Source organism: Catenovulum sp. 2E275 (assembly GCF_025515275.1).
Lineage (GTDB): Bacteria > Pseudomonadota > Gammaproteobacteria > Enterobacterales > Alteromonadaceae > Catenovulum.
Window position 1 is genome coordinate 36,226 of the sequence record NZ_JAOPFU010000011.1, and the last position, 13,018, is coordinate 49,243.

A 13,018-nucleotide genomic window follows, 5' to 3' on the forward strand; every position below is an offset into this window, starting at 1 on the left:
CCAAACCCTATACTTGCTCTAAATATAACTGGGCTAAAATAGCAGTTTCAATGTAGGATAAAACTAATCCATTTACACTAATTACTTTATCCTCTGCAAATTCCTGCTGAATTAGCTTTTGTTTTTCAGCTTCGGGTAAATTAGTAATTTTTGTTGCCTGCAAATAAGGTAATGGTTTTATATCCAAATTTTGTTGCCAAGCTTGCCAAGCCTGTTCAAGTACAGAGTCATACTTGGCAGCATTTAAGCTAAAGTGGGAGGCAATTGCTGCAGATGGTATAATTCCGAATAACTTAATCAGTGTTCTTCGAGAAACTCTAGGCATGATTAAACTCCGTTTTTATATATTCTGCCAAACGAATTGACATAGCACAAATTGTTAAAGTTGGTGGGACATGACTACCGGTACAAAACACCGAAGAACCAGCCATAAACAGATTACTAGTTCCAAAAACTAATGAATTTTTATCTACAACACCGTCTTTCTCTGTTTCAGCCATTTTTGTTGTGCCCATGTGGTGATTACTAAAACCTAGTTGACTCCCCCAAATTCTAGAACTGAATTCAGGGTTTAATTTAACTCTTCCAAGCCCTAGAGCTCCAAACTCTTTTGCCAGCACATTCAATGATTTCCAGATTCTATTTCTATCATCCTGGGTAATTTGATATTCAATGTCCATCAACCTTAAACCAAAGCCATCTTTTTTCTCTGAAAGCTTTATACAATTTTCTCGAATAGGAGTTTGCTCAGTCATCATTGCGGGTAAAAAACCAATATTATCATTGGCAGATTCAAAAATACGTTTATCAAAATGTTTACGTGCAAGCCCTTCAATAACCATATCCAAATCGGACAGTACATTCATCACATGTGTCCCAAAATCATCAGGCATACTTACTTGGGAAAGCTCATCAGCAAGTATATGAGCAGACGAAATACCTGCAGATAACTCAAACTCACTAGCATTCATTAGTGGAATCCGTAAATTAACCGATTTTTCTTGTCGTAATGCTTGCTCTGTTAATGATAAAAACCCTTTAATAACTCGGCTCTGCTCATAGTGGGCCTGATAAAAATCAAAGTTTTTCTTTTCTTGTTTAAACATATAAACAGCTCTAACTGTCGGATGTTCCATTAAATAGGCACCAACATTTCCGCCCTGATTGCCCAATCCATTATCATATTTATCATTAAAGTGTAATAACATTCGAGCATTTTCTAAGCCGCCTAAACACATAATAAATACTTTTGCATTTATAGTTAGCTTTTTCCCTGTATACGACTGAGCTATAATCGAAGTAATTTTTCTCTTTCCTGATTCATAGTTCATATCAACCAAATTAGAGTTTTTGTAAATTAATATGTTCTCAGTCTGCTTTAATTCCTCTCCGTACTGAGCAAAAAAACGAACCGGAGGCAAAGAAGATTTAGCAATTTGTGTTTGCACTTTACCAGAGGCAGCAAACAAGTCTTCTTGTTGGTATTTGGATTTCCAATAATTTGTATTGTAACCATCCGGTTCTGTGCCACAGTAAGTTGCAGCTTGCATATAAAAAGGTTCAATATCATCTAAACTCAAAGGCCAACCACTATTAGGGATCCATTCTCTTTTTTCAAAATCAAGGGCGGTAAAAGGTGAAGTATTATTTTCCCAGTGATTACTACTGCCCCCTAGAAACCTTAGCCTTGAATAATGAGTGTTCGGAAAATGAGTGGTTTTATTCGATTGGTAAAGATCTTGAGAGTCCTGCGAGTAATACTCATCACCGCCTTCGACCATGATTATTTTGGCATAACTGTCTTTTAATTCTCTGGCTAGGACAATTCCTGCTACCCCTCCACCAATAATGCAAATATCAGCTTCATCATGTATATTTGAGTCAATTGTATTTCCGTCAATAATCATCTTGTGTTCCTTATTCTTTTTATTTGCTAACTAGGAGCAGTTGTTCTCTTGAGTACAACTTACCAGCGGTTCAATTGGCACTTATCCAAAACATAACGGATTGACATATAATGAGTGACATAAACAACTTAGCAACTCAGAAAGCTTTGTGCACCTGTCTAGATGTACCTACTCGACATTTATGTGGGTTAACACAAAAGAAATATTAAACAAACCCTACCTTTTGGTTTATTGTTAATCTTTATCCTTTAATTACAATACCTTAACTAACTAATTAAGCTTTTCCGAGCTGTGCCTCGATGAAAAAGCATTTAGTTAGCACAAGATTTGTATGTCAAACGTCAACTAAACACCTATTGCTAACCAACTAACTTCTGCCTGAGACATTCGAGTATCGCACCAAGTATTAAAGTCTAGTTTAAAACCTTCTGTGGATACCTCTATCACATTCACCTTTAATCTATGATCTTGCCCATGCCCAAAATCAATTAAGGAAAAAGAAGGTAAAACCACAGGAACCGTGGAGAAAACATGATTAAATGGAATAAAATGTTCAAAGGTTCCACGTTTTTTGCACTCTTCAGCGGAGTTAAGCCCATCAACTAACTGTTGGTTGATTTGTAGTTTTCCAGTTTCAACTGATACACCAGTTAGTCTAGAAGTGGCTAACTTTCTTAGAGTTTCCAGATCTTGAGCTCCTTGCTGAATTTTGTTCAATTCAAACGTAGCTTTACGTTGCTCACCTTCCAGCGTTTTAGCCAAATCAGATAGCCTCACAAACAAAGCATCATCATAAGTTTTCATTTGCTCGTTCACAGCCTGTGCTACCAGCTTACTACCTACGATTAACCACATTAGCCAAATACAAAATAATGAGCAAAAAATGCTGGTTAGAACACACTTAAAATATTGATTCATCTTTTCTACTTCTTATTATCTTTGCAGGGTTACCGGCAACAATAGAAAAATCAGGTACTTTTTTGGTAACAACTGAACCTGCCGCAACAATACATTTATCACCTATATCAGCCATGATAATAGCGCCATTACCAACCCAGCAATCTTGACCTATTTTTATTTTTTGATAATGTCCACCCTGTTGCTGAATTGGGGTATTTAAATCAGAAAAGTTATGCTGATTTTTTCCACTTAAAATATGTACACCACTGGCAATTAAAGAGTCTGCCCCAATAATACAGCTACCAATATTACATTGAGGGCCGATATAAACTCGACAATTAATTTCTGTATCTGGTTGAGAAAAAATGGTTGCAAAATGAATCCGCGTATCACGAGCACAGAAACTCATAGCAGAGTGATAAAAACTAACTCTAATATAGCTGCCAGTTTGTCCCGGAAATAGACTTAACAACTGAGAAAAACTAAAAAATAATGAGTTTTTTAGTGTAGTCGGAGCAAGCCTAAATAAAATAATTAATGGTAAAACAAATAAAAAAGTAATAAACAAATAAAGTTTTTTTATAAATAATTTCATCTTTATTCAGCTTTTGAATGTGGTAAAAAAATAGCCAACTCATCTATAAAAACATGCATATCTTGATAAGCGACTTTATTGCCACCGTAATAAATATTCATCCAAATACTTTCAATGTTGATCTGTGGATTATTAGTAAAATTTATATTATTTTGGTAATAGGCTAATTGGTTATTTATCCAAGCTTGAATTACACCATTAGCTTGCCCTGCCTGATTCATTTTCAGGCACTGTTTAACCTTATACCAACGGTTTTTTTCCAGCATACCTAAACCAAAATTATTCCATACAATATGCTGTCCCCACTTCCCACCCATATCAGTATGGTAAAGATATGTCCCGACAGGTATACGGCCGCTATATTCATTATTTTCACCTATTACAGGTTCAAATAACCCTCTAGCACTCCACCCGTTAGTCCCGTCAGAGGAACGACCACCCCAGCCACCACGGTATTCTTTATCATAATACCGCCCTGAGAACCCCGGCATTTTCCCTTCGGAATCAGGCTCCCAGCTATTAGAAAAGCGCAAAGCGTATTCAAAACATGCACTACGTATACTTTGTCTAGTATCCTGCCGGCTGAACCACAGAATATCCTTATCCTTGTTTTCAAAATAATAATGGGCATTTAAAGCATAATGTTGCCCTTTAGGTAATGTAACTTGTAATGCTTTACCGTTAAATGGTTCAAAAAGCTCTGTGTGGTTTTCTTGGACTATTTTAATATGAGAATTTTCTCCGATTGACCAACCCTCTTGCCAGTCATCATTTTCAAAGGATGTCTCATAAACCTTTTGAAAGTTTGAAAATATATTTGTTATATCTGAGCCTAATTTGCTTGGAATATCCATATCAACCAAAAATATGCCTATTTGCTGTTGGCTTCTATTTTTTTGCTTCAAATATAAATTTAATGTAGCAGATTTAATATTTGTTTTGACTTCAGATAAATCAAATCTAAGTAAAACATGACCTGCACTCAACAACTCTGATTGATTCCCTTTACACCTATGCGTTCCCATTAAAGTTGTATCAGCATTAGGCAAAAGCGTTACAACTGAGCCACTTACTAGTTCCAGCTCTAATCTGGGTGTTAAACTTGTATCAGACGTCTCTTTAGAGTGAAATATATTACCTATACCCTTTAATTTTTTAATCATAACGCCATGATTAAAAATACTATTGCGCTGCCACTTATCTACAATTTGAGTAATATCAACCTGTACAGGTTCAATTAGCTGACCGGCATTAATATCCGCCGTTGCAAAAGGAGATGAACCAAATAACCTGCCATTAGCATCAACCCAATCACCATTTTTTTTCCGCCAACTTAATTGTGCTCCTCGGTTGGCGTAATCAGTATTAGCACCACTATAGATTCTATTTTTATCATCACAAGTACCCTCGCTCCACGAAATAGCATAAGCATAAGATACAAAGAACAGGCAAAGAAGCTGACTAAAAAAAAAGTAGAGAAGTCGTTTCATCAGTTAATAATCTTATTGAATATATCGCACAGTAGAATCACTATTACGCTATTAACGACAATAGCAATCAAAATTTTTGACCAATTAAATGTATTCTTTTTTTCAAGTTTATGTCTGGGTGAGCTCCAAGTAACTTGGATATTCCCTTGCAGAGCGGTAATTACCCCAATAAGTGAATAATAATTAACCATCACAAAATAATAAGGTATGAAAAAAATAGGAGATGATTTCTTTTGTTCAGATAATAAAAAACCAACTTGTGCCAAAATAAAAAAGATCAAAGCTAAAATTGATATAACCTGAAACAGTAAATAATCAGAATAAGATAAAACCAAAGAGCCAAGACTAAAGATAACAAGGAAAATCGGCATCAGCCACCGGAGTAACTTATGAGATATAACCTCGTAGCTAAAAAAGCCAAATCTAAAGGGGTTTAAAACAGATTTAACTTTCATCAATCCCCGAAAACTTCTGTTAACTATTCTCTGTTTTCGTTTAGCTTCTTTAGCAAAGTCACCCGCAGTTTCTTCCAAACAAACAGCTTGTTCTTCAAAAATGCCGCGAAATCCTTGCTCGATAATCTGTAGAGGATTCACAAAATCATTAATATCTTTAGCATCTAAAGGAATAAATAACTCACGTTTAATTGCATAAATAGCACCGTCGCCCCCAACGACTGAATGCAATAAACTTTCCTGCTTTTTTAAGGCGATTTCATAGTTCCAATATAAATTTTCACTCGCCGCGGCTGAACTGTCTTTGCCATCAATATACAATGCAGCTCCAACAACATACCCTACTTTGGGGTCATAAAAGTTACGGACTAATTTTTGAATTGCATCAGGCTCATACATAGCATTAGCGTCTGAAAAAACAACAATTTCAGACTCTACACTTTGCATTGCCAAATTAATTGCAGATGTTTTCCCTAATCTACCTTCCTGTCTGATAAGTTTTATTCGTGGATGATTAAATTGCAAAACAGCTTCATCGGTTCCATCATCAGAGCCATCAGAAATAATAATAAAATTGAGTTTGTTCAACGGATATTGTAGTTCGAGACAATTAGTGATTTTTTCTTGGATAACATCAATTTCGTTATAACAAGACACCATCATAGTGACTGTTGGCTCAAATTTTTCTTGAACTAAATTTCTAGTACCTACCCCCATTTTTGTTAATAAATATAAAGTAAGCGGGTATCCCAAATAAACATGGAGAACTAAAAAAGCACAACTTAATGTAATAGCTAAAACGATATAATCCATGAAATATTATTTCCTAAAGTTATTAGTATATCGGCCTAAAATTTTATCAACCAATGCCAAACTCCGCCCAACCAAATACAAATAAAAAATCACACTAGCATTAGCAATATGGCGTATAGATATAAATCCAAATTTCATATATACCATCAACATACAAATAGGGAACATTATACAAGCATAGCTAATAAATGAGGGAACTCCCCCCGTAAAGAAAAGTGCATTAAATACAAAGAAGGTGAATACAAGCAAGTGAAAACTGGCAATCCAAGCGACTTTAGACGCCAAAAACTTATCCATATTTTCAAAATCTTCCCTACCATGCCAGCGCTCTCTTTGAATAAACTCCCCAGCTGTTTCAGGATAACCGTCGTGGATTACTCTTAGCTGAGCGTTAGGCTGAAGTTTAGCACCGCTAGCAATCGCTCTTTGACAAAAATCATAATCTTCTGCTGTTTTTAAATTTTCATCAAAGCCATTAATTCGATCAAATAACGACCTGCTAATGATTAAGTGACCTGAATTAATATAATTTGCAGGCGCCTTATTCTCAATATTAAACCAAAACCGATTGAGCCATGCATATTGATTTGGAGGAGTGTATTTTGAACCGGTTAAAATAAGAGGATCTGATTTGAGTACATGGCATGTTTTGAAAATATTTTCTTCCCACTCTTCAGTTAATAAGATATCTGAATCCAAGAAAATTAAAATATCCCCCTTAGAGTACTCCACACCTTTGTTACGCACAGATGAAATTGTATCACCTTCAGGAAAGTATATAACTTGGTCACAATATTCATTTGCAATTTTTTGAGTTGAATCAGTCGACCCATTATCTACTAATATAACTTCGTGGTTTAATTTTTGGCTATACTTTTGAATCCCAAGCAGTGTATTTTCAATGCATGATTCTTCGTTATAGGCCGGAATAATAAACGATATAAAAAAGTCTGTACTGTTATGGTTCATTTTAATATTTAACCTTTTATCCAATGGTTTTATTGTAATTCCTAGTATTTGTTAATCTCTCGAGGTGTTTAACTCGTCGTCCAGACTTTAAGACATCGATATTATAAACAAGTATAAATTAAACAAACAAATAATCATGAGTTTTTCTTTAACAAATCTCTTGATGGGAGTTCGATTAGCTTATAAGAGAAGTGGGCAACAACTACCGAAATTAACATCAAACATAGACATATACTAAAAGCATCGAAGTCAGTTTCAACCGTAAAAAGCTCACGAGATCGAAGCCAATTATGAACTTGAATAATCAGCCAATGCCACATATAAAGTGAAAAAGAAATATTACCAAGATAAACAAAAAAAGAGCGGCTGAATAACTGGCTTAAAAAACAATGGGAGCGGCTCAAGTGAACAATTAATAAAGCAGAAGAAGGCAGAAATAAATAATAACAGGATTCAAATACTAACGAAAAAATTACACCTAAGCTTAATAAACTACTCACCAATTGAGCATGATGGTTTGTATACCTAAAAATAGAATCTCGAGCAAAAAATAAAGTAACCCCTAATAAAAACTCAAAAAAGACCCTTATCATTCCACCAAAGCTAACACCGCCATAACCATTCAAATCAAACAGCAGGATGCTCACATGATGACTAATAAAAATAGCAAAAATCCCGACATATACCTGAGATAAACATAATCGGCTAATCCCCCACAAAATAAACGGAAACAGCAAATACATAAAAAACTCAGCACTGATTGACCAAGACACAGAGTTCCAACTCAGTCCCGAAATCCAATTTTGAATTAAAAATAAATTCAAAATAAAATCATAAGTCGAAAATTGACCTGGATAACGCTCAGCAAATCCACCTGCAAATAAAACAAGCAATAAAGTAGCAAATAATGTAATAAAATGAAGCGGATATATTCTTGCAATACGCTTAACAATAAAAGATTTGTAACGTGTGCAATTCAGCCAAACCAATTTTGTATCACTATATACATAGGCCAGAATAAACCCACTCAGAACAAAAAATAAATCAACACCAAGCCCTGCATTTTCAAACCAAGAAAAAATGGCTAAGTTATAGTTTTGATAGGATTGATGAATATGTAATAGCATCACAGCTACAGCAGCGACACCCCGTATACTCGTCAAAGGTAAAATTTCGTTTTTCAATTTTGGCCTCAGGAAAGTTGGCTGCTATAAAGAGATGCTAAATAGCCTGCTTGAATAGAGGAATAAACAACTTGAACTTAATATACAAACGTACTTTATAGACTGCTTATTAAAAAATAAATTGTGCTTAGCATACATTAATCAAATGGTTCAGTTATTGAACTGTACAAACAAAAAATTGAGAACTAGTGCACTATGAAAAAATCGCGCACATATTAATTAAGTATCATCTAAACAGTAACGGCAATAAAACTTAATTTTTCAGAAATACAATACTTTAGCAGTGCTAAATATCATAACGAACTAATATAATTTGGTCATCAAGTTTTGTATAAATACTTTAACAATACTCTATTTAATACCATGAATAAAATCATGATTTTTTTAGATGACCACAAAATATTTAGTTCACTCTGAATCAAATATTTAGAAATAACCATTGATATAATGGTATGCTTACGTCACAAAAATTTGACTACCAATGCAGTTGAAAAAAGATAAAGTACAAACATTAAAAGGTAACGGATATTTAGCCTAGCTCAAATTAAAACAATAACCGGAAGGATTTACATTAAAAATGATTTTATGCAATGTGCCTATTAGCTTAAAAAATATCAAGCGAGAGCTTAAAGGCTGGATATGGGATTATCAAAACTTACCAAATAAGCCAGCAAAAGCAAAACCAGCGCTCTTTACTTTCGTTTATTTTACATACCAACCCGATTTTGAATTCGTCTCTTTGTCTATTCAGTCTCTTGTTAGAAATGTGAGTTTAATCGCTGATATTTATGTATTTATTGACCAAAAAGCCCCACTAACAAAAGAGCAAGAGAACAGTCTAATTCAAATCTATCCGAACATTAAATTTTATCCGGTTGAAAATTTTGCTTGGGCTTCGATTGAAACAACTATGACAGAAGTAAATAGTTTCTTAAAAGTTGCAAATGAATCCGAGCCTGAAAATTATTTAGTTAAAGTTGATTCCGATATTTTATTTTTAAAAGGCTCTAAATTAGCACGTATTTCTATCAGTGGATTAGATACTATTGGAGATTATAGACATACAGAGGGACAATATTACCAAGGCGGTTTATACTTTATTAAACACAAAGTAATAAAGCAGTGTTTTAATCATGCTACTGCGGATGACTTTAAGCAAATAGCAAAACAATGGAAAGGTAACTTTGCTGAAGATCTGGCAATTAGCCAAAGACTTATAGATCAAGGTATAAAAACAAACTCAACTCGATTAATGTTGTTTCCTAATGAATATCAAAACCTTAAACACGCTAATAAAATGGTTCGTTGGGAATTTGCTGCGCTCCACTTTGTAAAAGATAAGCAAAACATGCAACATTATTTTGATTCATTTATCAACTAAAAATAAGACTAAAAATGAAACTAGAATTCTTAAGACTCGCTGAAACTATTATTTCTTTACAAGGCAATAAGCCTGTTGTTTATGTCAGTTTTGATGGCAACTGGGGTGATGCATTAATCCGAGTTGGTACAATTAACTTCTTTCGCCACTTTAATATTGACTACACAGTAATCAATCATCAAACAAGCTCTCTAGATCGGAATAAAATTCTGCTATCAGCTAAACTAAATAACCAATTAGTTGTGATTGCCGGTGGGGGAGCTTGGTGTGGTCACTATCAACACGCATCTAACCTAACCCAAAAGTTACAAAGCCGATTTAAATTTAATAAAGTATTAGTGTTACCTTCAACATTTGATAAGCATTACGATATTCCAAATACAATCTTTTTCAGAAGGGATATTTTAAATAGCAAAGAAGTTATGCCAAAAGCTTATTTTTGTCATGATATGGCATTTTTCCTCGCGCCACTTGAAGTCACAGGCAAACCGACTCAAAAAGAAGCTAACTTTTTTAGAACGGATGTAGAAAAAAGTGGAAAAATAAAAGTACCAGATAACAACCTAGATTTAAGTGTTCAAGGTACTGTTTTGTCTGATGCATTTAGTTTTTTTGAGAAGCTATCTGACTACGAACAAATCAATACAGATAGGCTTCATGTTGCAATTGGAGGTTCAATTTTAAATAAGCAGGTGAATTTACAAGCTGGATCTTACTTTAAAAATTATGCTATTTTTAAAAGCTCCATAGAACCTTTCTACCCGAACACTCAGTTTATCGAATAACACATAATTCTTGAATCAATTTGAACAGCCTATCCATGCTTATTGGCTGTTCGTTACTTAAGCTGAGAAATGACTTGCGCTGCTAATTTTTCATAGCTACGATCAGAAAATCGGCAGCTACCAATGTAATGAATAACAGATACATGCCCTTGGAAATTTTCACTAAATTCAGGAAACTTGTAGTTTTGATATTTAGGCCACGGTAAAACATAGGCATTAATATCAGTCGATACAATAGCATTTGAAGCAAACTGCTCTGAGCCCCATTGATCCCACTTTTGTTTACCCAAAATATCAGACATTTGTTGAGAAAATGCTTCTAACATTTCAAAATTAAAATGGCCTTTAGCAAAACCAGTGAACGCAGCGCAACCTCTCAAGTAGCCTTCTAATGAAAAGTTATTTAGCTCACTTAATTTTGATTCACCTAAACACTGCACATGATCATTATTTAAAGTATCAAAATAATGTTTTAAATACTGTAAACTCGCCCGGTTTTGCCACATGGGCGAACCAATAGTAAATGACTGGTTATTTTTATAAGAGTTATATACGTCTGTCACCGGACCAACAGTTATAGTGTCAGTGTCGACCTGAATAACATAAGCAGACTGTGAGCGATGAATAATGTAAGCCAACCTTTCCCAGCATCCACCTGACGGACATAAACCTAAATTGACATCTTTAATATGAATGATGTCTGAGCCAGGCAATTGTTGTGCAATAAGGTGTTTATCTTGTTCTGTTAATGAACCATCATCCAATAATTCAACTTTAGCTGAGCCAAAACTTCGTAAAAAAGACTTAATAGCGACTAAAGCCATATTTAAACCTTTACTATATACCAGCGACACAACAATCACATCACTATCTATGTTCACTTGAATCGGTTTTGTATTCTTAATTTGCTGTGCGGTTTTGTTAAATAACCACTTATTTAGTTTTGTTCTGGCTTTTGCTACGAGCATAGTGAGGTCCTTTATCCATAACCCTGCTGTTTTATAACAGCGTTTTAGTTTTATTGGTTAATTTTCCCATTACAGTCTAAAAAAATAAACAATTATAATGATTTTCTACGTTTAAATTTACCCATTGTTTTACCCCACAAGAAAACCCCTAGCTTTCTTACTACAATAAAATCAGGAAAGATATTTCCCAATAACCTGACACTTATCAAAGATAATAATATATAAGTTGGCAGAGCAAAAATTAGGGTTAAAGCAAGAGTATAGTAACTGTTAAGATTCAAAAGGTTATGTCCAATAAACTGGTATGGGTAAACACTTATGAAAGCGATAGTTAGATAACAAAATAATGCTAAAATGCTAGTTCTTAAACTGACAATAACATATTTTTTAAGCACCAGTAGACTAATAAAAGTAGCAAAAGGTACAAGTGAAATTCTAACATAAGCATATTGGTCAATATCGGGATCAGTATTAATTGTAATAAAAAGCACACTTACAATGATAACCGTCAGAGCTAAATTCATAAAAGTGAGTACTTTTATTCTTTCATTAGCAACTAAAGTAGAGCCAATAAGTTGAGTAAAGCACGTAAAAAAAGTGAGGATTAGAAACCCTTGAAATAAAGGTAATACAGGCAGCCATTGCTGGCCAAGTAATAAATATACAAATACGTCCATAAAGTAGTAACACCCTATAAATATAGGGCTTAAAAATAAGGACATGACAATTATGGCTTTCTCAAAATCATTTTTAGATCCCTTATTCTTTCCGTCTGAAATTATGGTTAAAATTATATTATTAACAGGTTTAAACAACTCCTGTATTAACATCCCGCCATTAGCTTTACTGACTTCATAAAACCCCATATCAGTAGGTGTAAAAATTCTACCCGCTAGAATTACATCAATTTTAGCTCTAACATTTCCAACAAATACTTCAAACAATAACCATTTAGAAAAATTCCAATTATCAATTAAGCCTTTTGTGGTTAATTTAGGTAAATCAGGCGCCCGCCAGTACGTTCTTAAAGTCATAGCAAAAACATAGACTAAGTTACCATAAACAATGGCTCGGAAATCTTCAAAATAAAATGCAAAAGAAATATTGGCACTAATTGCAATGATTTTGGCTAATATCTCTGCATTCACAACAGGCTTGTAGTTTAAATCTCGCATGTACTGCATAAAATGAGTATTACCAAAAGATGCTATGCAAATACAAAAAGCGTAGATATAAAATAATTCCTGAATTACTGGCTTTTGATAATATTGAGTAACAAAAGGAGAGATTAGTAATAGTAGTGCTGCCATTAAATTCATAGCAATCAAACGGAAAGTAAAAGTCGCGTTATAAATATCTTTATTTATATTCTGTTGTTTTAAAATATATTGCTGTACACCAAGCTGACCAATCGCCAGAAAAATTTCATAAACGACAACAGCCAAAGCTGCAATCCCAAAATCTTCCGGGGCAAGAATCCGAGCCATAATGACGGTACTGAGAATACCAAGAGCTTTTACGACCATATTCCCGACGATACTAATCAGGGTACTAGAAATTATCTTATCCAA

The 13,018-nt window shown here is 34.2% G+C and carries 12 protein-coding genes; 2 read left to right on the plus strand and 10 right to left on the minus strand.

Annotated elements, in window-relative coordinates; genetic code table 11:
- Window positions 1-7: 7 nt before the first annotated feature.
- The 8 genes from N7931_RS07810 to N7931_RS07845 all read right to left on the minus strand — a co-directional run bounded on the left by N7931_RS07810 (window position 8) and on the right by N7931_RS07845 (window position 8,313).
- Window positions 8-325, minus strand: a complete 318-nt coding sequence (locus N7931_RS07810; RefSeq protein ID WP_262793172.1) for a hypothetical protein — start codon at window positions 323-325, stop codon at window positions 8-10.
- Entirely contained in the window at window positions 318-1,907 is a 1,590-nt protein-coding gene (locus N7931_RS07815) for a GMC oxidoreductase (protein WP_262793174.1), read from the minus strand. The genes N7931_RS07810 and N7931_RS07815 overlap by 8 nt, the downstream gene beginning before the upstream one ends.
- Before the next feature lie 345 nt (window positions 1,908-2,252).
- Window positions 2,253-2,762 (minus strand): H-type lectin domain-containing protein, encoded by a 510-nt coding sequence (locus N7931_RS07820; protein WP_262793176.1) that lies wholly within the window; start codon window positions 2,760-2,762, stop codon window positions 2,253-2,255.
- A 46-nt stretch (window positions 2,763-2,808) separates the two neighbouring features.
- Window positions 2,809-3,402, minus strand: coding sequence for an acyltransferase (locus tag N7931_RS07825; protein WP_262793191.1), 594 nt, complete (start codon window positions 3,400-3,402; stop codon window positions 2,809-2,811).
- A gap of 2 nt (window positions 3,403-3,404) precedes the next feature.
- Window positions 3,405-4,892 carry a polysaccharide lyase gene (locus N7931_RS07830; protein WP_262793193.1) on the minus strand — a complete coding sequence of 496 codons (1,488 nt, stop codon included), beginning with the start codon at window positions 4,890-4,892 and terminating at the stop codon, window positions 3,405-3,407.
- Complete coding sequence (locus N7931_RS07835; RefSeq protein WP_262793194.1) at window positions 4,892-6,160, minus strand: glycosyltransferase family 2 protein; 1,269 nt, start codon at window positions 6,158-6,160, stop codon at window positions 4,892-4,894. Before N7931_RS07835 ends, N7931_RS07830 begins: the two co-directional genes overlap by 1 nt.
- Window positions 6,161-6,166: 6 nt before the next feature.
- A complete protein-coding gene (locus N7931_RS07840; protein ID WP_262793195.1) occupies window positions 6,167-7,129 on the minus strand; it encodes a glycosyltransferase in 963 nt (320 codons plus the stop codon).
- Window positions 7,130-7,263: 134 nt separating this feature from the next.
- Window positions 7,264-8,313 (minus strand): acyltransferase family protein, encoded by a 1,050-nt coding sequence (locus tag N7931_RS07845; protein WP_262793197.1) that lies wholly within the window; start codon window positions 8,311-8,313, stop codon window positions 7,264-7,266.
- 739 nt (window positions 8,314-9,052) lie between these two features.
- On the opposite strand from N7931_RS07845, the gene N7931_RS07850 reads away from it, so the two are divergent.
- Together N7931_RS07850 and N7931_RS07855 are read left to right on the plus strand one after the other, a co-directional pair.
- A complete protein-coding gene (locus N7931_RS07850; RefSeq protein ID WP_262793199.1) occupies window positions 9,053-9,694 on the plus strand; it encodes a hypothetical protein in 642 nt (213 codons plus the stop codon).
- A 14-nt stretch (window positions 9,695-9,708) separates the two neighbouring features.
- Window positions 9,709-10,479 (plus strand): hypothetical protein, encoded by a 771-nt coding sequence (locus N7931_RS07855; protein ID WP_262793201.1) that lies wholly within the window; start codon window positions 9,709-9,711, stop codon window positions 10,477-10,479.
- A 53-nt stretch (window positions 10,480-10,532) separates the two neighbouring features.
- Here the strand turns inward: N7931_RS07855 and N7931_RS07860 are convergent, their stop codons facing one another.
- On the minus strand, window positions 10,533-11,447 hold the full coding sequence (locus N7931_RS07860; protein ID WP_262793202.1) for a hypothetical protein: 915 nt from the start codon (window positions 11,445-11,447) through the stop codon (window positions 10,533-10,535).
- Window positions 11,448-11,539: 92 nt separating this feature from the next.
- Window positions 11,540-13,018, minus strand: coding sequence for an oligosaccharide flippase family protein (locus tag N7931_RS07865; protein WP_262793204.1), 1,479 nt, complete (start codon window positions 13,016-13,018; stop codon window positions 11,540-11,542).

What these genes read in the sequence shown, in the direction of transcription:
- N7931_RS07820 (WP_262793176.1), bottom strand. Translation starts at nt 2,762, where the DNA reads ATGTGGTTAATCGTAGGTAGTAAGCTGGTAGCACAGGCTGTGAACGAG.
- N7931_RS07810 (WP_262793172.1), bottom strand. Translation starts at nt 325, where the DNA reads ATGCCTAGAGTTTCTCGAAGAACACTGATTAAGTTATTCGGAATTATA.
- N7931_RS07860 (WP_262793202.1), bottom strand. Translation starts at nt 11,447, where the DNA reads ATGCTCGTAGCAAAAGCCAGAACAAAACTAAATAAGTGGTTATTTAAC.
- N7931_RS07855 (WP_262793201.1), top strand. Translation starts at nt 9,709, where the DNA reads ATGAAACTAGAATTCTTAAGACTCGCTGAAACTATTATTTCTTTACAA.
- N7931_RS07825 (WP_262793191.1), bottom strand. Translation starts at nt 3,402, where the DNA reads ATGAAATTATTTATAAAAAAACTTTATTTGTTTATTACTTTTTTATTT.
- N7931_RS07830 (WP_262793193.1), bottom strand. Translation starts at nt 4,892, where the DNA reads ATGAAACGACTTCTCTACTTTTTTTTTAGTCAGCTTCTTTGCCTGTTC.
- N7931_RS07840 (WP_262793195.1), bottom strand. Translation starts at nt 7,129, where the DNA reads ATGAACCATAACAGTACAGACTTTTTTATATCGTTTATTATTCCGGCC.
- N7931_RS07815 (WP_262793174.1), bottom strand. Translation starts at nt 1,907, where the DNA reads ATGATTATTGACGGAAATACAATTGACTCAAATATACATGATGAAGCT.
- N7931_RS07835 (WP_262793194.1), bottom strand. Translation starts at nt 6,160, where the DNA reads ATGGATTATATCGTTTTAGCTATTACATTAAGTTGTGCTTTTTTAGTT.